The organism is Lyngbya aestuarii BL J (assembly GCF_000478195.2).
Classification (GTDB): Bacteria; Cyanobacteriota; Cyanobacteriia; order Cyanobacteriales; family Microcoleaceae; genus Capilliphycus; species Capilliphycus aestuarii.
Genome location: NZ_AUZM01000022.1, coordinates 38,460 through 64,521, shown reverse-complemented (window position 1 = coordinate 64,521; position 26,062 = coordinate 38,460). Strand labels below are relative to the sequence as shown.

Sequence of the window (26,062 nt, the reverse complement as noted above, 5' to 3'; positions counted from 1 at the left end):
CTCGGACATATCCCACTTTCGATTCAATTTTCCGCTTTCTCAAACAGGCTAACTAAACGTTAACTTTCTATCTGAATCGGTTGACCGTTAGAATCCAGTAACGCCCGTTTTGGCCCGTGAATAGGGTCTTCAATAATAATTGTTTGATCGCGACTCGCACCTAACGAAACAATCGCAATCGGCACTTCCATAATTTCTGCAAGAAACTTTAAATAATCTAACGCAGCTTGGGGTAAATCTTCTAAAGCGCGACAATCTTCCGTGGATTTTTTCCAACCGGGTAAACTTTCATAAATGGGTTTACATTTGGCAAATTTATGCGGATCACTAGGAAGATTTTCGCAACGTTCCCCGTCAATATCATAAGCAACACAAACTTGAATTTCTTCTAATTCATCCAAAACATCTAACTTTGTAATCGCCAAACAGTCTAACCCATTGACTCGCACTGCATATCGTCCGATCACCGCATCAAACCAACCACAGCGGCGTTTACGTCCCGTTGTTGTCCCAAACTCAGCCCCGCGCGCGCATAATACTTCTCCAATACCATCCACCATTTCCGTCGGAAAAGGCCCCTCACCCACACGAGTGGTGTAAGCTTTCGCCACCCCAATCACTCGATCAATCACCGTTGGCCCAACACCAGCGCCCACACAAGCCCCTCCAGCGATGGGGTTAGAGGAAGTTACATAGGGATAAGTCCCGTGATCCAAGTCGAGAAGGGTTCCCTGCGCCCCTTCAAACAAAACATTTTCCCGACGGCGAATTGCTTCATACACCCGCAATGAACTATCCACCACATGAGGACGTAGACGTTCAGCGTATCCTAAATATTCTTCAATAACTGCTTCCGCATCAAGGGGCGGTAAGTTGTACAATCTTTCTAAGACAACATTTTTACAGCTAATCGTCCATTCAAGTTGGGCGCGCAGTCCCTCGGGATTCATCAGATCGATCATCCGAATTCCAGTTCGTTCTGACTTATCGGCATAAGTTGGGCCTATTCCCCGCCCGGTTGTTCCGATTTTACGTTGTCCACGTTGTTCTTCTGAAGCTTGATCAAACAATCGATGATACGGCATCGTAACATGAGCCGTTTGAGAAATTTTTAGCTTACTTGTAGAGACATTGAGGCTTTCGACTTGATCAAGTTCTTGGATCAGTATCTTCGGGTCAATGACCGTTCCCCCGGCAATGATACATTCCGTGTCGGGATACAAAATCCCCGAGGGAATCAAATGCAGTTTAAACGTTTGGTTATTGACAACAACGGTATGACCAGCGTTCACACCGCCTTGATAGCGAACTACGACATCTGCTGACCGACTCAGCAGATCAGTAATCTTTCCTTTTCCTTCGTCACCCCACTGGGCACCGACCACAATTACGTTAGCCAAGGGAATTCTACGCCAAGCTTCTAGTTTACACAAATCCTAATTATCATCACCTAACCTGATTTCTGTCAAATGAATTTTTGTAACGGGAGAATTATTAAGATTTGTTAAGATTAGAAGTATAACCAGAAATTCACGCGCGAACGATTAATCATTTAAGTTAAAACTCCTATGACCTTACACGCAGAATTACATCGCCACTTGGGGGGTTCAGTTGTACCCCGTATTCTCTGGCGGTACTTCCGACGCCACAATGACGACTTAGCCGAAAAGTTTCCCCAATACGCAGACTTTGAGGCGTTTTACACCAAACCTCGTAATACTCTCGATGAGTATCTAGAACTGCATACGATGGTGGAACACGTCCAAACGGCTGAGACATTACCCTATTTTATTTGTCGGTTGATGCGGGGGGCGTACACTTTTGAAAATCTGGCTTATCTAGAACTGCGTTATACTCCCTACCTACGAACCCCGGAACATCTCAGTCAATCTGAACGGATTGAAGCGATGGCCATGGTCGTGGAAATTGTCGGGAAAGCCAGCCAGTTGAACGAGTATCCGATTGTTACCAGTCAAATTCTCTGTATGCACTCTCGGCTTCCCTACGAGGTGAACAAAGCCATTGTTGACTTAGCGGCGCAAATGCCTCAATATGTCTGTGCAGTGGATTTAGCAGGGGGAGATGCTCACTATCGCGATCGCTTAGATGAGTTTGTTGGTTTGTACAAGTATGCGCGATCAAAAGGACTAAAAACAACAGGTCACGTTTATGAAACAGCCGACGGTTGTTATCCGGAACTCCTCCCCTATTTAATGCGAATTGGTCATGGCATTCAAATTCCGTTAAAATATCCAGAATTATTAAGCGAATTAGCCAGCCAAAAACAATGTTTAGAAGTGTGTCCGACGACTTATATTAAGACAGGAACGTTGGACGATATCCGTGAGCTTAAAGTTGTATTTGAACGGTGTTTTGAGGCGGGGGTTGATATTGCCATTTGTACTGATAATGCAGGACTGCATAACGTCCGTTTACCGTTTGAGTATGAGAATTTGTTAACGCTGGATATTATTGATTTTCGACAATTACAAGCCTGTCAACGGGCTGCTTTTCGTCATGCTTTTGCTTGGCCCTATAGTGAGCCTCCAGCGGAAATGTTGACGGAATTATTGAAGCCTGAACCTTTATCGATTGGATCGTAAAATGATTGGTGTGGTGTGATTTTTTTGTGAATGAAGTCAGACTTATTTATAAATCGAGTTTGGGTAGAGGCGTTCTCTGGAGCGTCTCTAAACTATAGAATTATATGAAATCCTTAAATATTTGCTACAAATGATCGATGGGGAGGTGGGGAGGTGGGGAGGTAGGGAGAAAGATGTGTAGCATTATTGTTTGTATTTCCTATTACAAGATTAAGATCAAAGCTGATCCTTTAGCAAACCGTTATTAAAATGGGCAGATTTTTAAGTATTTTTATGATAAAAAAGCCTTTGCCATTCTAACACGATTGATCGACATTGGAGACAGGTCAAATCTTGAAGTAGACTTTGAATCCCCAAATAATTGAGAGGATAAGTTGCACCAATTTTGTCAGGACAGATCGCAGTATCAGGGTGAATCTTGACTGCAAAGCCGTAAAGTTTTTGATTAGAAAAAGAACTATTAATCGCCCAACCGACCGTATTTAAAGCAGTGAGTTGAATGATATCTTTGGGAACGATTCCTAACTCTCGTTTGAGGATATCTGGAACTGTAGTTTCAGGTGTTTTATGGGAGGGAATTCGTCCTCCAGGAAAATCAAGAGTCAATTGATTTAGACCTGGGCGATAGGCCGGAAGAGGAAGTAAAAACTGATCAGACTTGATCGTTAAAATGACGACAGAATCTGCTTTTTCCACTCGCCAATATTCTCGGTTTTTCCCTTGATGATCTTGGAAATGTTCACCAATAAGCGTCAGCCAAGCCGAACGCATTTCGACAAAGCGATCCAGTAATTTCCAATCAGACAGACTTTTGTCCATGATTTGGGTTTATCGGTTTCATTGTACAGAGTTTCTGGAGGGTGGCAAGATCAAGGGGTTGGGTTTAAAGTCGTCATCGCTCTCTCTTTAGCTCTCAAATTTTCAGCCCAAAAATAGGCTATGAAATCGGATATAATCCCGCTCAGTTTAGAGAAAAACCTATTGTTGCATTTGGAAAATTTAACTAAGAGTAGATGCTCCCCGAGCAAAAATTAATGAGATGAATCAATTTGTTTTCGCATTAACAAACAATTACGATCATCGTTTGTGCGGGTATAGATCAACTCATCCGTTAATTTTTGCATAAATAGAAGTCCACGACTTCCCTCATGTGCGAGGGGATCTGTATGTAAATGACGAACACACTGGAGAGTCTGTTCTAAATCAAAAGGTTGACCGAGATCCCAAATTCGGATTTCAATGTAATCGGAAAAAATCGTGACTTCTAGATCAATTGGTGTTGTTGGTAAAAGGGTGCGATGAGCATGGCGAACTACATTGGTAAAGCCTTCTGTCAGAGCAATTTTACATTGATATAAAAGCTCCTCAGATAGATAGGTAGATGTCTGCTTTTCAAACCATTGTAGAATCTCATTCAGGGCATTCAGATCGGTCTGAACCTGAAAATGCGATCGCACCACAAGTGTGTCATCTCCCATGCATCTGATTACATTGCACCACTATTTTTCTGGAATAAGATCATTATAGTTTTAAAAATGAGTTGTAGATCATACATCAAACTCCAGTTTTCTTGGTATTTCAAATCCAGACGAATGATATCTTCAAAATCCTTGATTTGAGAACGACCATTAACTTGCCATTCTCCTGTCATTCCGGGTTTAACATCTAAGCGTTGCCATTGGGGAACTTCATATCGTTCCACTTCATCTGGAGTTGGAGGACGAGTTCCCACTAAACTCATATCTCCTTGTAAAACATTCCAAAATTGAGGAAGTTCATCTAAACTGGTCCGCCGTAAAAAACGACCGACTTTTGTAATGCGAGGATCGTTTGTATTTTTGAAAATATGACCAGTGGCTTCATTGGGGACTTCGTGTTTACGTTTTTCCGCATCCGCAGTCATTGACCGAAATTTCCACATCCGGAACTTTTTACCCATCCAACCACACCGAACTTGACCGAAGAAAATCGGCCCGGAACTATCGCGTTTAATGGCGATAATAATGGGAATTGATAAAATCCCCGTAATTCCTAATCCGACAATTGCCCCAACAATATCAATTAAACGTTTGACCCAAGATCGAACCGACGGATGAGTGATAGGAAGCTGATTATTATTAATCGGCGGCTTATTCTCTGTAAAAGGAGTGGGATCGGGCTGTTGCTCAATCGTTAGGACTTGATCGAGAGAGGTTAGCGAAAACACCGCCATCACTTGAGGGCCAACATTGGTTAAAATCAGCTCAATCTCCTTTGCTTTGGCGGCTTTGAGATTGCTAATCAAAGCACCCACACCGCTACTATCAAGGAATGTTGTTTGGCTAAAATCAAGGATGATTTTTTCAGGAGTCGGATCAGCACTGATGAGTTCTTGACAGGTGGTTTTGAAAGCAACCGCTTCCAAGATACTCAAGCGAACCGGAAGATGAATATAGGTAATATTTTCTTGGATAATGACTTCAAAATTCACCTGGGGAGTTTGGCTAACCATCGCAACGTTCCGCTAAATTATACTGCTACTATTTTTGCTCTATCCTAGTCTAAAACAGATGCTTTTGGAAAGAGAAGCCCAAAAAAAGGGCAGTCGTATTATCTCTCTACCCATCACCCAATCTTGAGATGAAATTAAACTCAAAAACCGTACTTCAAAACAGCAATGAAGTCGAAGTAACAATTGACTGAAAAACGGTTTCTCTGAATCTATTCAAGACGTGAACGACCCAATCTGGATGTCTTTCCAATCAATATTCAGTTTTGGCGATAGAAGTCGTGACCCGAATGGGAGTTGAATCTAAAGATTCTCCCTAATTCTAGCTCAAGATTTCTCCAGAAGCGAGACGGGTTCCATTAGCAAAGTCCCAACCTGACTGAGTGCGTTTTCCAGCGAGTTTAACTTCCTGCAATAATAATAATCCGTCTCCGGTTTGTACAACTGGCCCGAAGCGTTTAACAATGTGGAGAATTTCTCCCTGTTTTCCCGATAATTGTGACAATGTAGGCCATTGCTGTTCGAGTTCTTGGAGTTCTGAGGGAAGTTTTACTCCTAAAGGAATAGTCCCACTAATTTTTAAGGCTTGTTCGCGAAATGGGGTCACGCAGTTGGGGAAAAAACCCCGGACTTGGTTATGAAGGGCGAGTGCTGATTTTGACCAGTCTAAGCGATAATATACGGGTTGAATCAGGGGGGCGTAGGTGGCTTGAGTGTCGTCTTGAGGTGTGGGTTGAATGTCTCCACGATCTAGCTTGATGAGTGTTTCGACTAATAAATCGGCAGTTATACTCGATAAGCGTTCAGCTAAATTAATCGCATGATCCAAGAGTCCAATCGGAGTAGACTGCTTGAGTAGCATTGGCCCGGTATCCATTCCTGCATCCATCAACATCGTTGTAATTCCGGTTGACTTCTCACCATTGTAAAGACACCATTGAATGGGGGCGGCGCCGCGATACTCCGGTAAAATCGAACCATGACCATTGATACAGCCCAGACGAGGCATTTGTAAGATTTCGGGTGATAAAATCTGTCCGTAGGCAACCACAACAAACGCATCAGCTTGGGCTTGTTTGAGGCGAGAAAGGGTTTCTGGATGTTTTTTGATTCGTTTCGGCTGCCAGACGGGTATTTGATGCTCAACAGCCAATGCTTTGACGGGAGACGGGGTTAACTTGCTCCCTCGTCCTCGCCGTTTATCGGGCTGAGTGACAACAGCTAAGACTTCAAATTCGGGGTGATGCAATAATTTTTCTAGACTGGGAACCGCAAATAAGGGAGTACCAAAAAAGATGATTTTCATAGCAGAGAGGGAGATGGGGATGGGTAACGGATGGGTTGTCGGTGGGTTTTTTGGGTTAATCCTTTTGGTAACGGATGGGTTATCGGTGGGGAGTCGTGAGGTCAGAAGTCGTGAGGTCAGAGGTTTAGAATTGCCTATTCCCTAAGATTGCAAACTAAGTCTCGCCGGAAACCGCCGGGCCGCAAGGCAAGCGCTGTTCCCTGATCCGGTGTTCCCTGATCCGGTGTTCCCTGTTTAAGGTGCAATTGCCACTTCTACACGTCGGTTTAGCTGTTTATTGGTAGTTGAATCATTTTCTACGGTGGGCTGACCTTCTCCATAACCAATAGCCACCCAATGATATTCTGAACCGATAGCGGTTGAGAGATAAGCAACAATTGCTTCGGCTTGTTGCAGCGATAGACTGAGATTATCTTGAGCCTTTCCAGTATCATCGGTATGAGCCGCTACCCGTACCGAGGCTCCTTTGTAGTTTTCTAAATCGGCAATTAAAGTATCTAGAATGACACTCGCACCGGGACGTAAACTGTTGGTGTTTGTCTCAAATAAGACATCACTCGGAAGCGTTACCACTAAACCTTGAGAAGCCCGAAAACGGGTTTGTGCTGGAGTCGAAGTCGGTGTTGGGGTGGGGGAGGGAGTTGCAGAAAGAGGAACAGTCTCATCGGTTAGAGAAAGTTGTCGATCAACAATTTGTAGACGTTTTTCTAGGGTTTCACTCGGACGACTAATTCCTAATTGTGTTTCTAAGGCGGCGGTACGTCCAATCAGAGTATTAAGTTGTTCTTGGAGTTCTTGCAGTTGGGTTTGGAGTTGTTGACGTTCGCTAGATGTGAGTTGAACTTGAGGAGTTGTGGGGGAGGGAAAAGAGGGAGTAGACTCCGAAGATGGACTAAGCTGATAACTATTTCCGGTTTCCTGTCCCCTGTCAAACAGTTTTTCGACTAAAGGCGGCTGTAAACGACTACTCGGATAAACTTGAGCGATCGCCATACCAATAACCCAGGCGAAACCACTTCCGACTCCAAGTAATAATAGCCGAAATAAAATCGACAACAAAATTACAGAAATAGGCGGGCGTGGCTTGGGGGGGCGAATTGTTTTGGCTTGGGGGGATTTAGTCATCGATCTATTTTCTGAGGTAGAAGCAGAAGTGCTTTAAATTCAGGGATAGGGATCAGGGCTGTTTTAGAAGTCAGAAGTTATGAAGTTAGAAGTCAAAAGTTATGAAGTGAATACTGATCACTGTCTTCCCATCTCCCTATTTTTCTAACTCCCAACCTCCCCAACCTCCTCACCCCTCAAATTTTAGTCCGACGCGCGCGCGCAGCCGGGGTTCCATCGAACAAACTTAATCAATATTTTCAGTCGGATTTCCGTTTGATCCGGTTAAGTCACATACACACCTCTCAAAAAGTTCTACTCGGGACTCATGGAGTCAGAAGCAGGGGAGTCTTGAGTCTTCTTGTTCCAGGGTGTAATATCCAAAATCCCATCCGGATTAAAAATCACCTGATAGTCTGCTAGAGGTTCATCAGGGGTTCGACTTCCGACTGGTTTGTACAGAAGTTCTGGTAAGGGTATTTGATCTTCGGTAGCCGGAGTAATCTCATTAACTGCTTTATACCCGACAATCGCACCATCCGGGGCAACGCTAACCCGATAAATTAACGGATCTATAAATGTGGGTGATGTGACCCATTCTCGGTTAATTTCCTCAAATAATAAGGCTTGTAGACGTTCAATTTCAACGGGATCATTAATAGACCCAACAGGGGAGAGGTTAGACTCTAAAGACGGTTCTGGAGTGTCTGTCGGTGTTGTGATCGGAGGATCATCGGAACCGCTAGCTGTAGGCGATTCGGGAGTTTCTAATTGGCTTTGGGATTGGGGAACAGGTTCTTCTGGGCGACGAACTTCAGGAATCGGCACAAAGAATAAAGCCAGCGCCGCCACGGCTAAACTGGAGATACCAATCGCCGCAGGTAGAGCTTTTTGAGTTACAGGTTTTTCGGCTTTGAGGGTTCGTTTGGAAACGGGGCGCAACTGCAACGACAATTCCGGTAGAGTACGCGAGTCTGCAAAAAATTGATCGACGGCTTCTACGAGATCAAACAGTTGTACCGTACTTAAATCAATTTGTTGGATAGAGGGGTTGGGTGTAGAAGCGTCTTGAACTTCTCCGGTTTTCTGGTCATTAACCACTAACCGATGCTTATTTTCATCAAGTCGTTGCATTTGAACAATTTCCCGCTGACTCTCGACAGACTCCAGAGAGGAAATCCCACTGAGAAAGCTTTGAGCATATAAACTGACTTGTTGAACCAAACTCTCAAAAAAATCTCGTCCACCTGTCACGGGTTGAGGATGACCCACAAAATGACATTCTGCATTCATCAGCAACGAAAGCAAGGGGCGTTTGTCGTTAGGGTTGCTGTTGGCCTCACTTAACCCTTGCAAAATCAGTTTACAGTTGGGCAAACTGTACTGGCGTTCGATCGTCATTCTACTTCTCCATCAAACAAACTAATCCAAAATCTCTGCATTCCGTTTGTACCCGTACAAAACAGCAATTTCCTCAACAAGTCCATTGCCAGTTCATCTAACTTCTCATCTGAACTATAAACCATGACTCCGGCTCTACGAGGATTCATCCGACTGCGGAAGTGGGCGCGAAAACGTTCGAGATAACTTGATAATTGTAAATGCTGGTTGAGGGGCATTTGTTTCTTTTGCATTTGTTCGTAGTCCATCAATAACTGACGATTCCGAACGGTTAATCTGCGGCCTAAATTTGAGATAATCACGACTAACGCTTTGGCTTCTATCAGACTGAGAGGGCGTCGCTGACTATTACGGCGTAGGGGGTTCGTACTGCGAAGTTGCCATAAGATCACCCGATTTTTAATAATATCTTGCAGGTCAAGTTGGGACACCAACGCTAGCATATGTTCAGAACCGCCAAGATATAATGCTTCAATCGCCAATAACATCAAGTCGATTTGTAAACGGGTACGACGGGGACATCCCTTATCGGAGAGAGGAAAATCCGGTAAGCTGTCCAAAATGATGGGGTTGGTTGTGGTGGTGGTACTTTCTACTTGCATTTACACTTACGGTTAACGGAATTCACGACGGACAGGAAATATTGAAAAGAATATAACTGCTCAGAACAGGACATCATTTAGGGATACCCGCAATTTTTAGAATCCATATCTAATACAAATTGATCGCGATCAACTCAATTATGAGATTTTTTGGGCAATTTCTCCGATAATCAGGAGACAAAAGCAATCATCAGATCAGCAATCTAAACTGAATCACCCTGTAACCTTCTAGTGTAGGATTTTTGAGGCATATAATCGCCTGCTCGTTGGCCTCCATAACCCTAATAATGAGGGTAAGGCTTTCCAAAATCGAGCCGAAAACCCCACGAGAACAAACTGTGGGAGTATCAACCCTAACACCTATCCTAACGATTTATGGATCTCAAGTCTCTGATTCGTGATATTCCAGATTTTCCTCAGCCCGGTATCGTCTTCCGGGATATTACAACTTTGTTGTCTGATGCGAAAGGGTTACGCTATACCATTGACCAACTTAGCGAAAAATGTGCTTCTCTGTCCCCAGATTATATTGTCGGGATGGAGTCTCGCGGCTTTTTATTTGGTGTTCCTCTGGCTTACCAGTTGGGGATTGGCTTTGTCCCGGTTCGTAAACCGAAAAAATTACCCGCCCCTGTCTATGCGGTTGAATATCAGCTAGAGTATGGCAAAGATTGCCTGGAAATGCACCAAGATGCGATGTCTTCTGGGAGTCGAGTGTTAATTGTTGATGATTTGATTGCGACAGGCGGAACCGCCCAAGCAACCGCTCAATTGGTCGAAAAAGCGGGCTGTGAATTGGTGGGTTTTGCTTTTGTGATCGAATTAATTGCTTTAGCTGGACGAAAAAATTTACCCGATGTACCGATTGTAACTTTATTACAATACGAATAGTCAAGGGTAAAAATCAGATTGCTCCTCAATGATCAGTGAGTGATTTGATATTTTTCTAGAGGCGTTGCGTGCAACGTCTTTCCTACGCTCTTTTAAACTGAATAATTACAATGACCAGTGAAACTTTTACTCAAGTCGGAAAACGGTTTTGGAATTCTTTGCTTTCGATCTTTGCTAATGAAACGTTTGCTTATATTGTCAAGCGTCTTTTACAAGCGGCTATTACGCTTCTTTTAGCTTCGGCTCTTTGTTTTACCATTACTCAGCTTGCACCCGGTAATTTTTTAGATAAATATCAAGATATGCCGCAAATTTCCCCGGAAACTATTGCCCAACTCCGAGAAGAATTTGGCTTGGATCAACCTCCGATTCAACAATATTGGATTTGGTTAAAACAAATCATTACTCAAGGCGATTTTGGCTTTAGTTTTGAGAACCGTCGGCCTGTCTCTGAATTGCTTTGGGAGCGAGTTCCAGCAACTTTATTACTAGCGATTTCTTCTCTGATTATTACGTGGGCAATTGCCATCCCTCTGGGAATTATTGCCGCAGTTAATCAAAATAAAAGGCTAGATCGAATTTTACAAGTGTTGAGTTATACCGGGCAAGGGTTCCCCGCTTTTATCACCGCTTTATTGTTACTCTATCTAGCTCAAACAACGTCTCCCTTATTTCCAGTGGGGGGAATGACCAGTATTGATTTTCCTGATCTTTCTTTGGGCGGTAAAATTGTGGATATAGCCTGGCATATGATCTTACCTACGATTGCTTTAAGTATTACCAGTTTTGCAGGTTTACAACGGTTAATGCGGGGACAATTATTGGATGTTTTACGTCAAGATTATATTCAAACTGCACGAGCAAAAGGACTTCCAGAAAATCGGGTGATTTATGTTCATGCTTTGCGAAATGCTGTTAATCCTTTAATTACTTTACTGGGTTTTGAGTTTGCAGGTTTATTGGGAGGTGCTTTTATTACCGAAAACTTTTTTAATTGGCCGGGACTCGGTAAACTGGTTTTGCAAGCGGTTCGACAACAAGATTTGTATTTGGTTATGGCGAGTTTGATGCTCGGGGCTGTGATGTTGATTGTGGGTAATCTTTTAGCAGATTTGCTACTTAAATTTGTTGATCCTAGAATTAAACTAGAAAATCTAAAATAGAATAATTAGACCGAAGATTCGATTGCTTTTCGTTTTTTTCTATCCATCTTGTAATCTCGAATAACTGAATTGAAATGTATTCTCAAATTTACTATCTTTTGCGTTCTAGAGCCGATGGTCAATATGTTTCCGCTCGACCTAATCCTGATTCAGTTCAAAGCTTTTTATTGCTTTTTTCTGAAGATTTTGAAGCCTTAAGTTATCTCAATAAACACGCCAGTGATATGGCTGACCGTTTTAGTGTAGAATCGATTTCAGGTTCTCAATTAAAAGGGATTTTACAACGTTGGGGATTTACAGGAATCGCAATGGTTAAAGATTCAACTGGCCCTGTTATGGAATTTATGGAAGTCAGTTAGTCCTTTGATGAGGGTTCAATCGCCTCTAAAATTGCTTTCGGCTGTAACTTGTTTTTAAACCAGACAATACAAGCAGGAATATTATTAAGTTTAACACCTGCTTTTTCTAAATTCAAGCGTTCGGAAATCGCTAAGATTAAATGATCACAGTCAGAATGACGAACTTGATAAAATTTCTTTTGTAAATATTCCGGACGCCAATACCCAACAATTTCTAATAAAAACACTCGTCCATCCGGATGAACCAAACGAAAATCAGGAATCATTACACTTCCGGGAAGGGGAATTAGATCAACTTCGCGTTCGAGTTTCCAGTCTGTTTTTAGTGATTTCCAACGTTTGGCAAAAGACTGTTCTAGCATACTATCATAGGGTTTTCCAGGGGGATAATGACTGACTAAATCACAATCAGAATTGAGGCTAAAGTAGCCAGTCCGAATGACTCCACTATAAGGATCACGTTGTTGTAGTTTAGCTTTGAGACTCCAGCGAGTCACATGAAGTAAAGCCGGAATCATTTTAGCTAATGCTAAACCATAACGGGTACTGGGTTTAAATAAACTGGTTGGCCCGTCTAAAGTTAGGGTAAAACCATGTTCGGCGTCACCTTCAATATAGGTCATTAATTGAAATAGCTTGAGATAGCGAAATAAGAGCTTATATTCACCGGGATCATTACGATGAGCATTAATTTTAATCTCACTGGCTCGATAAAAAATCCCCTGAACTTGAGATAAATTAAACCGATGTAATAAGGCTTCTGGAGTCGGTTCGTCAAATTGAGTGAGGATTCTATTTTCTTGTAAATCGGCATATAAACCAGCTCTAATTTCATCTAAAACCACCTCTCTTTTCAGGTTTTGAGATAAATTTAAAGCCAGAGTTTCTAATGTTTTTTGTGTACTTTCTACACTCGGAATTGTTTGGGCGGCTAATGTAAACACCTGTTCTCGTAATTCAACAGGTTCGAGAGGACTAATAATTTCAAAGGTACAAAAACTACTTTTGAGTATATGAGCTAGTCCTCGTTGCAGACGATAATTGGGACTGTCTCCTTCAAATTCACTGAGGCGTTGGTTGAGTTCTCCCTGAGTCGAATTTACCGCATTTTGAAAGCAGGAAATTGCCTGAGTTGCAGTCTCTAAATTTTGAGCGTCAATCTTCAGGCGCAGAGGAATAATTGTTTCTCCCTGTTGACGATGACTTAATAAATCGCTCGGTAGCATTCGCTCAACGGTTATTTTTTAAACAGATAAATATATTATCACAGAGTTTTTCAAGAAATCAAGTTTTTTCACAGCCGGGCAATTCAGATCAATTTAACCCGTTGCTCAGATTAAAACATCAACCGCATATTCGCTCAAAACTTTAAAAAAGGCTCTCCGGTATCAAATTAATGTAAATATTCAGTAAAAACCCTTGCTTTGCCCGGAGCTTTAATGTCTAATTAACCCGTACATTCTAATTTTACCGGAGTACCATTTCTCTAAAATGAGAGGCAAAAGTCTTGAACGCTGTTACCGTTGTAGTTGATAATGATAATTTGAATAAATGTAAACTCAATCGTTGACTTTGTTTTCTGATTATGATGAATTTTACGGTTGTAATCTGCACCTATAACGGAGAATATCGATTACCCGAAGTTTTGGAACGGCTCCTTGCTCAAAAGCAGACCGAAAACCTGGCTTGGGAAATTCTGATCGTTGACAACAACAGTACGGATAACACCCAAAAAATAATTCAAAAATACCAGTCAGAATGCACCCAAAATTATCCCCAAATTCGCTATTGTTTTGAATCGAAACAGGGGATAGCATTTGCCCGACGTTTGGCTTTCAAGGAAGCCAAAAGTCCTCTAATTGGTTTTCTTGATGATGATAACTTACCCCATACGGATTGGATTTATTCGGCTTATTCGTTTGCTCAATTGCACCCTCAAGCGGGGGCTTACGGAAGTCAACTGAAGCCATTATATGAAGCGAATCCCCCCGAAAATTTCCATCGAATTGCTTGCTTTTTAGCCATTATTGATCGCGGAGAAGAAACGTTTCGTTATGACTTATTAGAACGCTGGTTATTTCCTCCCGGTGCGGGTTTGGTGATTCGCAAGCAAGCTTGGTTGGAATGCGTCCCCGAACGGCCTTTTTTCACGGGAGTATCAGCCCAGTCTTTAAACAATAAAGGCGAAGATATTGAAATTCTGTCTTATTTAAGGAAAACGGGTTGGGAAATTTGGCACAATCCCCACATGAAAGTCGATCATCATATTCCTAACAATCGCTTACAAAAATCCTATCTTTTGAAGCTGCTGCGGGGAATTGGCTTAAGTCGTTATCACACTCGAATGCTGCAACTTCCAACTTGGAAAAAACCTGTTTTTACAATCGTTTATATTTTCAATGATCTTCGTAAATTGATTATTCATTACTGGACTTATTATAAAATTCTCAATACAGATTTAGTCAGTCGTTGTGAATTGGAACTTTACTGGAATAGTTTAATTAGTCCTTTTTATTATTGGTTAAAAACCTAGAAATAAACAATCAATGATTCAGCCAAATATCTATTTTTACATCCCTCATGCTCTTTTTCCCAAAACAATACCTCAAAATATTAATGAAAATTGGGCAGGATTTGGACTCGGAATTTATGCTTGGATCTTACAAACTTATCTTCGTTTAAAAGCAGATGGTTTTCCTTGTCAATTAGTCGATTATTTCCCTCAGTCTGGAATTGTCCTGACTCATCGCAACTGTCTTTCGGTTCATAAACCATCCAAACCGGGCAGAAATTTACTGCTCATTTGTATCAAAGCCGAATCAAATTTCTATCCCTATGCTCAACTTCATGTGGTTCAAAATCCTGAAGAAGTAGAAAGAATAAACCCCGGACATTATATTCCTCACTGGCCACAACCCGGATTAATTCCTCGGGATTATAAACGGGGAGAAAGGTTTGAAAATGTCGTTTTTTTTGGTCATCTTAATAATCTCGCTCCCGAACTTTTAAGCGATGAATGGAAAAATACCCTGTCTCAACTCGGCTTAAATTGGTGTCCGATTATTAATAAAAATCACTGGACAGATTATCAAACAATTGATCCTCGTTGGAATGATTACAGTCAAGCCGATGCTGTGGTTGCTATTCGCAGTTTTGGAAAAGAGAATAAATATATTAATAAACCGGCAACAAAACTTTTTAATGCTTGGTTGGCGGGTGTACCCGCTGTTTTGGGTTACGAGTCCGCTTATCGCGCCGAGGGAATACCAAATTTTCATTATTTAGAAGTCACTTCTTTAAATGAGTTGCTTTTCGCTCTAAAACAGTTAAAATCCAATCAAACGATCCGAAAATACTTAATTCGGAATGCTCAATCAAAACTGAATCAAATTCACCGGGATAAAATCACTCAAAACTGGCGTTATTTTCTCGAAGAAACTGCAACTGCGGCGTTTTATGAATGGTGTTCTAAACCCCGTCAAGTTCAAAACATGATTCTTGAAAGTCGCTATCTATCTTGGATGATTAATCGAGGACAATCTAAAATTGCATCTTTCGCCTTAAACACACTTAAACGATGAAACTCTTTTATTACAAGCGTCGGGATGGGTCTAATAACTTTGGAGATCAACTAAACAATTGGTTGTGGCCCCAACTCTTGCCGGGATTATTTGATGAAGATGAAACCACGACTTTTATAGGCATAGGAACACTACTCAATCAATTTTTATCTCAACGAGTTCCTCAAGCAAAACAGTTAATTATTTTTAGTACGGGTGTGGGTTATGAACAGCCTTTAAAAACTTTAGATAAAAACTGGAAACTTTATTGTGTTCGTGGAAAATTATCGGCTCAAAAGTTAGGGTTATCTCCCGATTTAGCAATTACAGATGGCGCAATTTTAACCCGACGTTTATATCAGCCCTCACCCCAAAAAAATTATCGTTTTACCTATATGCCCCATATTCATCATGCCACTTTTGCAGATAACATCTGGCAAAATATCTGTGAACAAATTGGGTTTCATTATCTTGATCCTCGTTCCTCCGTTGATGAGGTTTTATCTACTATTAGCCAAACTGAAGTTTTACTCGCTGAAGCGATGCACGGTGCCATTATTGCGGATACTTTTAGAGTTCCTTGGATTCCGATAATAACCAGTCCGAGAATTTTACTGTTTAAATGGCAAGATTGGTGTTCTTCTATTGATGTTCAATATTATCCTTATTTTCTTTCTCCTTTGATTAAATCTTATCCAAAGTATGCTCGGGGAATTCGTTCAGGTTTCAATGCTTTTACCCATTGGAAAAATAGTTTCCTACAGTTTCCAAAAATTAGTCAATTTTGGCAAGAACAAGAAGAACTTTATGGAATGCAACTCCTAAAAATTGCTCAAACGGGACGACAACAACTGAGTTCAGATTCCCAACTGGAAGGCTTAACCGTTCAACTCGAAGAAAAGCTTGATTTATTGAAAACGGATTGGTATTCTAAATCTTGATGTTCTAAGTCTTGAAACTGAGTCAGTTGATCTTCAACCCAGTTGAGGTTAAATACATGGCGATAAATGGGATTTTTTACTTTTAATAAACCTTGCTGTTTAACGACTAATCCACTGAGTAAGAGTTCGGTCTGTTCTAGACTCTGATCAACTTTAACGTCAACATTTTGTAAAATTTGCTGATAAATTTTTAAGTTTTTTTGAGTTTTTTCTTGATGATAAGTTAGACGGTTTTGGATTGTTTTTAAATGTTCGGGTTCGTCTTGAAATTGCCAATTTTGCAAAATAAAATTATAGATAATTATTGCTATCCATTTTTTTTCTTTCCCTTCGGGAATCATCATCTGTTTTCTCGGCCTTTTCTGACTAATTTTCCAAATAATTTGACAAATTTTTTGAGTTAAAAAAGGTTGTCCATCTGTCCACAACAATATTTCTTTTAAGATCAGATTAGGGGGAGAGACTTTGCCTTCAAATCCTTTAATCAAGGGTTGAACTTCTGTGGCTTTAAATCCTGAAAGTTTGATTTCAGTCCCAATCAAAAAGGGACTCTGAAGGCTATCTTTGATTAAATCGGAGGGTGTTGCTACACCAAATACAGCAAAAGTTAGACGGTTATATTCAAGTGCGATCGCACGCTGACTATAGTAAAATCGAATCAAGCTAAAAAAATCATCGAGAGAAAAAGGTAAACTGAGGAGACTATCGACCTCATCCATCAAGAAAATTAGTTGGGCTTGCGGAAGATAAAGGGTCAAAATTTCTCGAATAAAGTAATGGAGTCGCTGAATGGGTTGGAGATTTCTATGTTGATTCCACCAAATATTAAAATTAAAGTTGATTTTTTTGATTAAATTTAGCTCGCCACTAATTTGAAACAAAAGTCCTTTATACCAGCATTCTCGATTTGTATTTTTGTCACTCAAACTACTTAGATTGAGAGAGATACAACAAAATTTTTCTGCTTCTAAATGTTGTTTTGTTCTAACTAATAAAGATGACTTACCCATTTGACGAGCATCCAAAATAGAACAAAATTTTCCCTGTTTAAGGGCTTGATAAAGCTCCAAATCTGCTGTTCTAATGATATAACTTGAATCATCACTTTTGAGACTGCCACCAACCTGATACCTAGAGACAAACATTAGCACCCACCCATTATTTAATCTGAAAAATTTAATTCACTGTACTGGCTTGAAACTGACTCACCGTTACTCGATTACGTCCCTTTCTTTTGGATTGATACAGTGCGCGTTCCGTTGCTTGTACAATCGATGTATAGTCTTCATCTGAATGGGGAATTGTATGAGAGACACCCACACTAACTGTGACAAATTCATCAGGAAAGCCACCAAACTTATTGCTTTTAATTTCAATTGCTAAAGATCTTACCTTTTCACGGATTCTTTCGGCAACACATACTGCTCCTGAAAGATCAGTTCGAGGAAGTACAATCGAAAATTCTTCGCCGCCATAACGAGCAACAACATCATCTGGACGGTTCACACATTCTCGAATTGATCTTGCAATTTGTCGCAAACAATCATCCCCCGCAGAATAGCCATAAATTTGATTGTAGATTTTGAAATAATCAATATCACAAACAATTAAAGATAGATCAGTCTGGTTACGGGATGCACGTTGCCATTCCATTTGCAAATAGCTATTAAAATAACGTTGATTCGCCAGTTGAGTTAATTCATCTAAGTTACAAAGCTGCTGCAATTCTAAGTTTTCTTTTTTCAACTGTTCAGAATCAGAAGTATCTTCCATCTCACTTGTATCAGGATATGGAATTAATGTGGAGAGGGGGGCGTCCCCCGAAGTGGATAAAAGTTGTTTGGTCAAATACAGACGGTACAATGCACAACAAAGCTGAACTCGATCACCTTCTAGATGAATCAGTCCAAGACTCTTTAATTTGTGTGCAATAATTGACTCGATTTCTACACCTGTATCCGATTCAACTATCTTTTTAACTGAAGCTTTTAATTGGGGATCAGATTGAATTTTTGTCAATAAATGACGCAAATAGTCATTAAAAATTCCCGCTTCCGTTGGAGCTTTTTCTAATAGATTTTGAAAGCGACTTTGAGGAGAAGTTAAGACTTCATTTTCAGGTGTAGAATTAGATGACTGGATAACAGATTGTTGATGAAAGGGATATTCTGGAAAAGCGAGATGATAAAATGCTAACTGAATTAAATAAGGATGTCCTCCAACCATATTCATCAGTTGTTCGATGTGAGAATTTCCGATCCAAGTTAATCCGTATTGGTGAGCAAGTTGTTGGACTTGTTGAGCGGTAAACGATTTTAATGTTAGAGGTAAACCCACATTAAACGGGGATTGATGAAGCTGGAGAGGAAGATAAATTTCTGTTGAGTAGGTAACAATCATCCGTAGTTTTTGCCAACTATTAACCTGGCGAGCTTGTTCGTGCCAAAATCTCAACAACGGAAAAAATTCTCCAGCAATTTCGGGATATTCAAACACCCGATCAACTTCTGTTAAAGCCAGAATAATAGGAGACTGGATTTGAGTTAAAATATAAGCTTGAAAGTAGTTGGTGCAGCTTACTTTGCTCCCAATATCTTCATCCCAATATTGATCGAGTCTTGACTCTAAGTTGAGTTCGCGCGTGACATTAATACTGAACCAACGTAAGAGTTTATTGAGATCGCTAAAAATAATTCGATCTGCTTGCTGAAAATCGATAATCACACTCTGGTAGTTTTCAACTTCTGCTTGAGCTAACAAATAAAAAATGAGGGAGCTTTTTCCCATTTTTCGAGGCGCTCTAATCCGAATCAGACTTCCGGGTTGGGTCATTTCTGCATGGGCGAGTTCCTCGATGGGAGGTCGAGGAATATAAAAGCGAGAGTTATACAGTAAAGGACGATTGGGAAATTCGACAACGGTTCTCACTAAAGATTCTGATTGCTTTTGGATTAACTGCTGTTGAGCAAGGGTCAAAGAACGGGACTCCAAAATTTTGCGAAAATTGGCTTTGTTTATGGGTTCAGACCAGGTTTCACTGAGTAACAACCATAATCGGGCTGCCACTTTACGAACTCGTTCTGCTCCATAAAAGGCTTCCTGAGCAATAACTGTATAGGTTTTTCCCTCCCATGATTGACGGAGTATCAGTTCTTGGAGAGAAGTTAAAGGTTCTGACAGGCTAGCATTAAGCACCTGTATCACTTCATCAATTATCATTGAGAAGGCACATGAAGAAATTTTACGATGGTTTTAGGATTTTGAGTATTCAACGATCTGATACTCGGTATTTAATGTTACGTGAAATCGAATAGCGGTTGTTTATCTACATTGAGGTCTTTTGATGCGTTCACCGCTGCATAATAGTTTGAGCAATGCTTGATTGACTCCTATGATTGAGTTTAGAAAACGGCACAGGCACAATATTCTCATATATTGTTCGCAAACATTGTAGCTCTTTATGAATAAATTTTATTGAGTTTTGTTTGAGAAAGGCTACAGACTAAGCTTGACAAAAACTGTTTTTTATGATACTCTCTGCTGTGTTGGAGATTTCTAAAGTTAGTTATACTTCTGATCAACAGCAATAAAGAACAGAATTGAAAAAATCCGTTAGAGATATTTCTAATCATTAATTAACAGCATAACAAGATTAAGATTTAAGACCTCAGTTTAACAGATTACTCCCCCCGAAAGTTTACTTCAGGATAGATAGAGCTACAATCTATACTGGAAACAAGAACCCTAAAAATTCTTGAAACCCATCTCATTACCCTTAATCTCTAGGACTAATAACCAATCGCACTGAGTTGGGGTGCAGTCGCGAACTAAAAACTTAAGCTCATAAGTTAGCCTTTTCCCGAGGGAAAGGGACATTATTTGCACAAATTTACGATAGCCTTTCCCACTTCATCACCAGTCGTTCAACTTCTATGTGGAAAATAGTCATACAAAACCTGTTTACTCTGAGTTGGAGTGATCAGCACGATCTCGACAACTTCAGACAATATTCCGTGATCTTACTACATACGGGGGGCGATATTCTCATTGCTCTAACTTACTATTTAATTTTAGCCCGATTGATCTACTGGGTGAATCGGCGAAAAGATTTTCCCGAAAGACAAGCTTACATCTGGCTCGGGATTTTCCTTTTTACTTGTGGAACCATCAAACTCCTTGACCTGTGGATGTTAGGATATCCCGCTGATCTATTCCCAGAACTAACCCGATTCCTCTTGATTCTGGCATCGATTTACACTGCTTTAATCTTACTCCCCAAACTCCCAAAAGTTCTCGCATTACCCACGTCCGACCAATTTGCAGCGATTGACAAAACCCTACAAGTCGAAATTCAGCAACGGATCAAAGCCGAAAACCTACTCAAAAAACTGGTTGCTGTCACCGCCACCGTCACCGGAAACCAATTTTTTTCCACTCTAGTCGAACAACTCGCCACTAGCTTAGAGGTTCCCTACGTCCTCATTACCCACATTCATCCTCAAAATCCCAAAAAACTGCAAATTCTGGCTTTTTGGTCAAAAGGAGAACTTCAGCAAGAGATTGAATGCGACCGACTGGGGATACCTTGTGAACTCGTGATCAACACGGCTACCTTGCAATTTTATAATAATAGTCTGCCCGAACAGTTTCCCGAAGCCAAAATTCTCAAAACCATCAAAGCCGTTAGCTATTTAGGAGTTCCGCTTCTCAATGGAAAACAACAAGCCATCGGTACCCTGTGTATTCTCAGCGATCAACCCCTGATCAATGAAACCACAACCCAGGCGATTTTAACCCTATTTGCCGCAAGAGTCGTCGCCGAAATCCAACGCGAACAAGCAGAACTCGCCCGCAGACAATCGTACAACCAGTTAGAAATCCGAGTCAACGAAGCCACCGTCGGACTGCGATCGCGAACGGCTGAACTCGAAACCGTCAACGCCAATCTTGAACGAGAAATCCAAGAACGAGTCGCCGCCGAATTTAGCATCCTCACCAGTGGAATTCGCCTCCGAAAACAACAAGTAGGACTACTCGAACTCGCTCAAAGTCCCAATATCTTCGAGGGAAATCTCACCCAAGCCCTGAGCGAAATCACTCGAATTGCGGCTCGTACCCTGAATGTAGCCCGTTCCGGGATTTGGTTCTACACCGAAGATCAATCCCAACTCTCTTGTGCTTATTTATATCCGAATTCGACCTATTCTCGGAACAAAATAGAGATTTCCCTGAATCGATCACAATGTTCTGCCTATTTTGCTGCTATCGAGACCCAACGGGTGATCAGCACCGCCAACGCTCGTACCGACGAACGCACCCAACAACTCAGCAAAGTCTACCTAAAACCACACTCGATCACCGCCTTACTCACCGTTCCCATTCGGTTTCACGGAGAAATTATCGGGGTAATTAGTTTAGAAGACAGTCACAGTCGAGATTGGGCTGTAGAAGAACAAAACTTCACCACCTACCTCGCTCAGATGACCTCTCTCGCGCTTGAAAGCCAGGAACGCAAACAAACTGAAGCCGCCTTACAATCAAGCCAACGTTGGGTCCAGCAAATTGCAGATGCGAGTCCGGGAATCTTATATCTCTACGATCTCCAACACCAGCGCAACCTCTACGTGAACCGCACCATTGCCGATATTCTCGGATATAGCGCCACAGAAATTCAAGAGATGAGTCAAAATTTCTTTCAAGCCTTAATGCACCCCGAAGACTTAGCAGGATTGTCCGATTACTACGCACAAATGTCAATTGGTTGTGAGGGAGATATCTTTGAAATTGAATATCGCATGAAACACCGCGACGGACATTGGTTATGGCTAGTGAGTCGAGATACTGTTTTTTCGTGTAACGAGTCTGGACAACCCCAACAAATTCTCGGCACCGCTGACGATATTACCGAAGTTAAACTTGCAGAAACTCAACTGCGAAACTCCAAACAACTTTTGCAATTAGTGATTGATAATATCCCGCAATTAATTTTCTGGAAAGATTGCAACTCCATTTATCTCGGATGTAACCAGAACTTCGCTCAACTTGTTGGATTAAACACACCCGAACAAATTGTGGGTAAAACTGACTATGATTTGCCTTGGGCAAAACAAAAATATCTGGGATCTGATCAAGACCAGCACCAAGCTATCAATCATGAGTTATTAGAATATTATCTGATTGAAGCTCAGTTAAATGTCGAAGGAAAACCCATCTGGCTTGATACTCATAAAATTCCTCTCCATGATGTCGAAGGTGATGCGATCGGTATTCTCAGCACCTATGAAGATATCACTGAACGTAAGCAAGCTGAAGAACAACTTCGCGCCAGTGAAGCCAGTCTGGCAAGCGCTCAACGAGTCGCTCATGTGGGAAACTGGGAGCTAGAAATTCAAACTCAAAAGCTCACTTGGTCAGATGAATTATTCCGAATGTTTGGTCGCGATCCAGCCCAAGCAGAACCCCGATATGTAGAACTGGTTAAACAAATTCATCCGGTTGATCGACCCTTATGGCACCATCAAGTTAGACAATTGTTGGAGTTTGGAAAATCCACTGAATTTGACTGTCGAATTATTCGCTCTGATGGTTCGATCCGCCATATTGAAGCGCGAGGACAGGGGATTTTTAACAGTCAAGGACAAATCATTCGAGCAGTGGGGACGACGCTTGACATTACTGAACGGAAGCGTTCTGAACAAGCTTTGCGAAATATGGCTGAACGAGAACAGGCTTTTTCCAAAGTTTTACGACGGATGCGCCAGTCTCTCGACTTAGAGACTATTTTTAATAGCACGACGGTTGAACTTCAAGAAGCCTTCAAGAGTGATCGGGTGGTGATTTATCAATTTTTACCCGACTGGAGTGGAAAGTTTGTGGCTGAGTCTGTGAGTTCCGAATGGCGACCTTTACTCAACGCTAAGACTTCTGATCCGAATGTAGAAAATGCAGTCTCTGAAAATGAATGTACAGTTCAAAAGTTGGTTAGTATTCAAGATACCTATCTCAAAGATACTCAAGGCGGTTTGTATCGACAGGGTGTGACCTATCTATGTGTTAATGATATCTATGAAGCTGATTTTTCCGATTGTTATGTAGAATTATTAGAATACTTTCAAGCCCGGGCTTATATTACGGTTCCGATTTTTTGTGGAACTCAACTCTGGGGACTCCTCGCCACTTATCAAAATGCAATTCCCCGTCAATGGGAAGAATCCGAAATTCGTATCATGGTACAAATTGGGATTCAATTAGGGGTAGCGGTTCAACAAGCCGAACTCTTAACTAAAACTCAACAGCAAGCCGAAGAACTTCAACTCGCCAAAGAAACCGCTGATGCTGCGAACCTTGCAAAAAGCGAATTTTTAGCGAATATGAGTCACGAACTCCGAACGCCTTTAAATGCAATTCTAGGTTTTACTCAGTTGATGTACAATGATCCGGCTTTATCGGTAGAGTATCAGCAATATATTCATATTATCAGTCAAGCGGGTGAATATTTGCTCAATTTGATTAATGATGTTTTGGAAATGTCGAAAATTGAAGCCGGACAGCTTACCCTGAATGAAAACTGTTTTGATTTGCATTGCTTACTCAATAATCTTGAAGAAATGCTGCAACTTAAAGCCAAATTAAAAGGCTTAAAATTACAGTTTTATTGTGATGTCGATGTTCCTCAATTTATCACAACTGATGACAAGAAGTTACGTCAGGTTTTAATCAATCTCTTAAATAATGCGATTAAATTTACTGAATCTGGTCATGTCACCTTACGAGTTTTCTCCCAACCTCTCCTTAAAAATGGTTCTTTTCCCTGTGATGATCAGTCAGAACTTATGAAAAAAACAACTACAATCCTTGCTTCAGAGTCGATTCCGATTTACTTTGAAGTTGAAGATACGGGTTTAGGAATTGCACCCCATGAATTAGATGGCTTATTTGAAGCGTTTAGTCAAACAGAAACTGGCTTAAAATCGAGTGAAGGAACGGGGCTAGGATTACCCATTAGTCAACGCTTTGTACAACTAATGGGAGGAGATATCACGGTTAATTCTCAACCCCAAGTGGGGAGTGTTTTTGCATTCAATATTATCGTTAAGTTGGCTGAAAAAACAGCAGTTAAACCGATTGATTCTGACCGAAAAGTTGTGGGTTTAGCGACTCAGCAAAGAATTTATCGGATTTTGATCGTTGAGGATAAATTTAGCAATCGTTTACTCTTATTGAAGTTACTTCAGTCGATTGGATTTGACGTTAAAGAAGCCCACAATGGAGAAGACGCGATTACAATTTGGTCAAGTTGGCAACCGGATTTAATCTTGATGGATATCCGAATGCCTGTGGTGAATGGTTATGAAGCGACTCAGCAGATTAAGTCTACACCGAATGGAGAACAAACTGTTATTGTTGCTTTAACAGCCAGTGCATTTGAAGAAGATCGCCAAACGATTTTATCGGCTGGATGTGATGATTTTATTCGGAAACCGTTTCAAGAAGAAGAACTACTGACTGTTATTAGTCAACATTTAGGTGTAGAATATCTCTATGCAGACCCAACCGATTTACGAGGATATTCAGTTTTAAATCCTGTGGCTGACTCTGATTTTATTTTAGATTCTAATGCTTTAAACGTCATGCCCCCAGATTGGGTTAAGCAACTCTATCAGACGGCTTCTCAGTGTAGCGATGTCATGACTTATCACTTAATTGAACAAATTCCCCCAGAAAATTCCCAACTCGCTCACAAATTGAGGGAATTAGTGGGTAATTTTCGCTTTGATCGCATTATGGAACTTGCCGAACATTGAATTTATATTCAGCAGGTATTCGCTTAATTTGAGTGTACTGTTCTCACCCGCACCCCAGTCTGAGTTTGAATCTCTTGGGCTAAGGCTTGTAAAACCGCCTGACTCACACATTTAAACTGACGAACTTCGTAGGGACGATCCTCAGAACCGGAATGATTGCCTCGGCCATCCAATTGACGTTTAACGGGTTTAGGACGACTGGGAGTATTGAGTTGAACTTCTGTTGGTTTAATGGCTTTAATCTGGCGAATATATTCGGCTTTAGCTTGCTCATCCCACGCTGATAGTATCATGGTTTGAATTCCTAAATCTCCGGGATATTCTGCACAAAATTGTTCAATTCCAGCCCATAACTGACTGAAGTTGACCTGAGAATCTGGGCGATTAACTCGTCTTAATCCTTCTGGTGAAACCGCATCCATTTTAACAGAGACGCGATCGGCGAAAGCTAATTGGGAACGAACTGTCGGATCATGTAACAGTGTCGCATTGGTTAATACTAAAGTCGGGCGATGGGTTAATTGTTTAATTTCGCGGAGAATTTCGCCTAAATTTACAGCTAACGTCGGTTCACCACTCCCACTGAGGGTAATCACATCCACATCCCAAGGGGCAAATCCTTTTAACTCCTCTAAAATTTGTGCAGTCGGAATATAAACTTGGCGATCGCTGGTGATTTGTTCAATTTCTCCGAGTTGACAATAAACACAGTTAAATGAACAAGTGGAGACTACACCAATCGGATCAATCCCCAGCGATCGCCCATATCGCCAGGAAGAAACCGGGCCATAAACTGTAGAAACGGGAACTGTTGTGGAATTTGCCATCATCTTTTCCTGT

At 41.2% G+C, this 26,062-nt stretch carries 21 protein-coding genes; 9 read left to right on the top strand and 12 right to left on the bottom strand.

All coding sequences use genetic code 11. The annotated features are described in order from the left end of the window. Positions 1-59: 59 nt before the first annotated feature. Positions 60-1,400: an adenylosuccinate synthase gene (locus tag M595_RS11630; protein ID WP_023066388.1), complete on the bottom strand. Its 1,341-nt coding sequence runs from the start codon at positions 1,398-1,400 to the stop codon at positions 60-62. 168 nt (positions 1,401-1,568) lie between these two features. Between M595_RS11630 and M595_RS11625 the strand changes: the two genes are divergently transcribed. Continuing rightward, the gene (locus M595_RS11625; protein ID WP_023066413.1) at positions 1,569-2,603 is read left to right on the top strand and encodes an adenosine deaminase; all 1,035 of its coding nucleotides are present in this window, start codon (positions 1,569-1,571) and stop codon (positions 2,601-2,603) included. Positions 2,604-2,864: 261 nt separating this feature from the next. Here M595_RS11625 and M595_RS11620 read toward each other — a convergent pair whose 3' ends face one another. The 4 genes from M595_RS11620 to fmt all read right to left on the bottom strand — a co-directional run bounded on the left by M595_RS11620 (position 2,865) and on the right by fmt (position 6,397). Beyond that, positions 2,865-3,422 (bottom strand): NUDIX hydrolase, encoded by a 558-nt coding sequence (locus M595_RS11620; protein WP_023066406.1) that lies wholly within the window; start codon positions 3,420-3,422, stop codon positions 2,865-2,867. 212 nt (positions 3,423-3,634) lie between these two features. Then, entirely contained in the window at positions 3,635-4,081 is a 447-nt protein-coding gene (locus tag M595_RS11615; RefSeq protein ID WP_040483978.1) for an ATP-binding protein, read from the bottom strand. Between the two features lie 8 nt (positions 4,082-4,089). Then, entirely contained in the window at positions 4,090-5,094 is a 1,005-nt protein-coding gene (locus M595_RS11610; protein WP_023066446.1) for an anti-sigma factor antagonist, read from the bottom strand. Positions 5,095-5,413: 319 nt separating this feature from the next. Then, positions 5,414-6,397: a methionyl-tRNA formyltransferase gene (gene fmt / locus M595_RS11605; RefSeq protein WP_023066414.1), complete on the bottom strand. Its 984-nt coding sequence runs from the start codon at positions 6,395-6,397 to the stop codon at positions 5,414-5,416. Between the two features lie 19 nt (positions 6,398-6,416). Here fmt and M595_RS32715 point away from each other — a divergent pair, with 19 nt between their 5' ends. Further along, positions 6,417-6,542 (top strand): hypothetical protein, encoded by a 126-nt coding sequence (locus M595_RS32715; RefSeq protein WP_023066390.1) that lies wholly within the window; start codon positions 6,417-6,419, stop codon positions 6,540-6,542. A gap of 89 nt (positions 6,543-6,631) precedes the next feature. Here the strand turns inward: M595_RS32715 and M595_RS11600 are convergent, their stop codons facing one another. The 3 genes from M595_RS11600 to M595_RS11590 all read right to left on the bottom strand — a co-directional run bounded on the left by M595_RS11600 (position 6,632) and on the right by M595_RS11590 (position 9,504). Then, complete coding sequence (locus M595_RS11600) at positions 6,632-7,522, bottom strand: OmpA family protein (protein WP_023066411.1); 891 nt, start codon at positions 7,520-7,522, stop codon at positions 6,632-6,634. Between the two features lie 294 nt (positions 7,523-7,816). Then, entirely contained in the window at positions 7,817-8,902 is a 1,086-nt protein-coding gene (locus M595_RS11595) for a DUF4335 domain-containing protein (RefSeq protein WP_023066378.1), read from the bottom strand. Then, on the bottom strand, positions 8,899-9,504 hold the full coding sequence (locus M595_RS11590; RefSeq protein WP_023066380.1) for a DUF3038 domain-containing protein: 606 nt from the start codon (positions 9,502-9,504) through the stop codon (positions 8,899-8,901). The genes M595_RS11595 and M595_RS11590 overlap by 4 nt, the downstream gene beginning before the upstream one ends. 375 nt (positions 9,505-9,879) lie before the next feature. Here M595_RS11590 and M595_RS11585 point away from each other — a divergent pair, with 375 nt between their 5' ends. The 3 genes from M595_RS11585 (at position 9,880) to M595_RS11575 (ending at position 11,917) form a co-directional block, all read left to right on the top strand. Continuing rightward, positions 9,880-10,395, top strand: a complete 516-nt coding sequence (locus tag M595_RS11585; protein ID WP_023066372.1) for an adenine phosphoribosyltransferase — start codon at positions 9,880-9,882, stop codon at positions 10,393-10,395. A gap of 110 nt (positions 10,396-10,505) precedes the next feature. Next, positions 10,506-11,558: an ABC transporter permease gene (locus M595_RS11580; RefSeq protein ID WP_040483977.1), complete on the top strand. Its 1,053-nt coding sequence runs from the start codon at positions 10,506-10,508 to the stop codon at positions 11,556-11,558. A gap of 74 nt (positions 11,559-11,632) precedes the next feature. Further along, a complete protein-coding gene (locus M595_RS11575) occupies positions 11,633-11,917 on the top strand; it encodes a hypothetical protein (protein ID WP_023066381.1) in 285 nt (94 codons plus the stop codon). On the opposite strand, the gene M595_RS11570 is transcribed toward M595_RS11575, so the two are convergent. Beyond that, a complete protein-coding gene (locus tag M595_RS11570) occupies positions 11,914-13,143 on the bottom strand; it encodes a DUF790 family protein (RefSeq protein WP_023066418.1) in 1,230 nt (409 codons plus the stop codon). The two genes, M595_RS11575 and M595_RS11570, sit on opposite strands and share 4 nt — an antisense overlap. A gap of 359 nt (positions 13,144-13,502) precedes the next feature. Here M595_RS11570 and hpsE point away from each other — a divergent pair, with 359 nt between their 5' ends. From hpsE to M595_RS11555, 3 genes are read left to right on the top strand one after another with little or no spacing between them, the layout of a single operon-like run. Beyond that, positions 13,503-14,450 (top strand): hormogonium polysaccharide biosynthesis glycosyltransferase HpsE, encoded by a 948-nt coding sequence (hpsE, locus tag M595_RS11565; protein ID WP_023066387.1) that lies wholly within the window; start codon positions 13,503-13,505, stop codon positions 14,448-14,450. Between the two features lie 13 nt (positions 14,451-14,463). Next, positions 14,464-15,498: a hypothetical protein gene (locus M595_RS11560; protein WP_023066397.1), complete on the top strand. Its 1,035-nt coding sequence runs from the start codon at positions 14,464-14,466 to the stop codon at positions 15,496-15,498. Next, positions 15,495-16,418: a polysaccharide pyruvyl transferase family protein gene (locus M595_RS11555; RefSeq protein ID WP_040483976.1), complete on the top strand. Its 924-nt coding sequence runs from the start codon at positions 15,495-15,497 to the stop codon at positions 16,416-16,418. Before M595_RS11560 ends, M595_RS11555 begins: the two co-directional genes overlap by 4 nt. On the opposite strand, the gene M595_RS11550 is transcribed toward M595_RS11555, so the two are convergent. Both M595_RS11550 and M595_RS11545 read right to left on the bottom strand, forming a co-directional pair. After that, positions 16,364-17,563, bottom strand: a complete 1,200-nt coding sequence (locus tag M595_RS11550; RefSeq protein ID WP_052001758.1) for an AAA-like domain-containing protein — start codon at positions 17,561-17,563, stop codon at positions 16,364-16,366. The two genes, M595_RS11555 and M595_RS11550, sit on opposite strands and share 55 nt — an antisense overlap. A gap of 31 nt (positions 17,564-17,594) precedes the next feature. Continuing rightward, positions 17,595-19,637, bottom strand: a complete 2,043-nt coding sequence (locus M595_RS11545; protein WP_040483975.1) for an AAA-like domain-containing protein — start codon at positions 19,635-19,637, stop codon at positions 17,595-17,597. Positions 19,638-20,431: 794 nt separating this feature from the next. Here M595_RS11545 and M595_RS11540 point away from each other — a divergent pair. After that, a complete protein-coding gene (locus tag M595_RS11540) occupies positions 20,432-25,222 on the top strand; it encodes a GAF domain-containing protein (protein WP_052001757.1) in 4,791 nt (1,596 codons plus the stop codon). A gap of 23 nt (positions 25,223-25,245) precedes the next feature. Here the strand turns inward: M595_RS11540 and M595_RS11535 are convergent, their stop codons facing one another. After that, positions 25,246-26,049: a radical SAM protein gene (locus tag M595_RS11535; protein WP_023066416.1), complete on the bottom strand. Its 804-nt coding sequence runs from the start codon at positions 26,047-26,049 to the stop codon at positions 25,246-25,248. Positions 26,050-26,062: the final 13 nt, after the last annotated feature.

What these genes read in the sequence shown, in the direction of transcription:
- M595_RS11545 (WP_040483975.1), bottom strand. Translation starts at nt 19,637, where the DNA reads ATGATAATTGATGAAGTGATACAGGTGCTTAATGCTAGCCTGTCAGAA.
- M595_RS11625 (WP_023066413.1), top strand. Translation starts at nt 1,569, where the DNA reads ATGACCTTACACGCAGAATTACATCGCCACTTGGGGGGTTCAGTTGTA.
- M595_RS11600 (WP_023066411.1), bottom strand. Translation starts at nt 7,522, where the DNA reads ATGACTAAATCCCCCCAAGCCAAAACAATTCGCCCCCCCAAGCCACGC.
- M595_RS11590 (WP_023066380.1), bottom strand. Translation starts at nt 9,504, where the DNA reads ATGCAAGTAGAAAGTACCACCACCACAACCAACCCCATCATTTTGGAC.
- M595_RS11555 (WP_040483976.1), top strand. Translation starts at nt 15,495, where the DNA reads ATGAAACTCTTTTATTACAAGCGTCGGGATGGGTCTAATAACTTTGGA.
- M595_RS11570 (WP_023066418.1), bottom strand. Translation starts at nt 13,143, where the DNA reads ATGCTACCGAGCGATTTATTAAGTCATCGTCAACAGGGAGAAACAATT.
- M595_RS11580 (WP_040483977.1), top strand. Translation starts at nt 10,506, where the DNA reads ATGACCAGTGAAACTTTTACTCAAGTCGGAAAACGGTTTTGGAATTCT.
- M595_RS11550 (WP_052001758.1), bottom strand. Translation starts at nt 17,563, where the DNA reads ATGTTTGTCTCTAGGTATCAGGTTGGTGGCAGTCTCAAAAGTGATGAT.
- M595_RS11620 (WP_023066406.1), bottom strand. Translation starts at nt 3,422, where the DNA reads ATGGACAAAAGTCTGTCTGATTGGAAATTACTGGATCGCTTTGTCGAA.
- M595_RS32715 (WP_023066390.1), top strand. Translation starts at nt 6,417, where the DNA reads ATGGGTAACGGATGGGTTGTCGGTGGGTTTTTTGGGTTAATCCTTTTG.
- hpsE (WP_023066387.1), top strand. Translation starts at nt 13,503, where the DNA reads ATGATGAATTTTACGGTTGTAATCTGCACCTATAACGGAGAATATCGA.
- M595_RS11585 (WP_023066372.1), top strand. Translation starts at nt 9,880, where the DNA reads ATGGATCTCAAGTCTCTGATTCGTGATATTCCAGATTTTCCTCAGCCC.
- fmt (WP_023066414.1), bottom strand. Translation starts at nt 6,397, where the DNA reads ATGAAAATCATCTTTTTTGGTACTCCCTTATTTGCGGTTCCCAGTCTA.
- M595_RS11560 (WP_023066397.1), top strand. Translation starts at nt 14,464, where the DNA reads ATGATTCAGCCAAATATCTATTTTTACATCCCTCATGCTCTTTTTCCC.
- M595_RS11535 (WP_023066416.1), bottom strand. Translation starts at nt 26,049, where the DNA reads ATGGCAAATTCCACAACAGTTCCCGTTTCTACAGTTTATGGCCCGGTT.
- M595_RS11575 (WP_023066381.1), top strand. Translation starts at nt 11,633, where the DNA reads ATGTATTCTCAAATTTACTATCTTTTGCGTTCTAGAGCCGATGGTCAA.
- M595_RS11615 (WP_040483978.1), bottom strand. Translation starts at nt 4,081, where the DNA reads ATGGGAGATGACACACTTGTGGTGCGATCGCATTTTCAGGTTCAGACC.
- M595_RS11595 (WP_023066378.1), bottom strand. Translation starts at nt 8,902, where the DNA reads ATGACGATCGAACGCCAGTACAGTTTGCCCAACTGTAAACTGATTTTG.
- M595_RS11610 (WP_023066446.1), bottom strand. Translation starts at nt 5,094, where the DNA reads ATGGTTAGCCAAACTCCCCAGGTGAATTTTGAAGTCATTATCCAAGAA.